Consider the following 403-nt stretch of genomic DNA (forward strand, 5'->3'; position numbering starts at 1 on the left):
CATTTAAGTTTTTAAATGGTACATAATCGGCGTATCTCACTCTTGGTATTTTACCAATAACTTGTTCAGCAACGCTTTTGGCAAGGCTGCCAGAAACCCGAATAATACCAACACCACCACGCCCAGGTGCGGTAGCTTGTGCTGCAATTGTGTCTTGATTGATCATGCTATTTAATTTACCAACAATGTGTACGTTATGGCGCTATTGTAACCTATGAAATTACCACTCGCGAATGCTCTGATAAAAAATGGGCAATAAAAAAGGCGACCTAAGTCGCCTTTGTAATAAGTAGGGCTAAGTTAGCCTCTTACTTTTATTCCTTTCTTTTCCATACCGCGATAAATATAAAGCATTTGCGCGATTGAAATAAGGTTAGATACTAACCAATAAAGTACTAAGCCT

At 38.7% G+C, this 403-nt stretch carries 1 pseudogene; it reads right to left on the reverse strand.

The window, feature by feature from the left end:
• A pseudogene (locus R2R70_RS19070) lies at nt 1–166 on the reverse strand (tRNA uridine-5-carboxymethylaminomethyl(34) synthesis GTPase MnmE); the annotation flags it as partial.
• Between the last annotated feature and the right edge of the window lie 237 nt (nt 167–403).

It is taken from the genome of Cobetia sp. SIMBA_158 (assembly GCF_046566945.1).
Taxonomy (GTDB): domain Bacteria; phylum Pseudomonadota; class Gammaproteobacteria; order Pseudomonadales; family Halomonadaceae; genus Cobetia; species Cobetia amphilecti.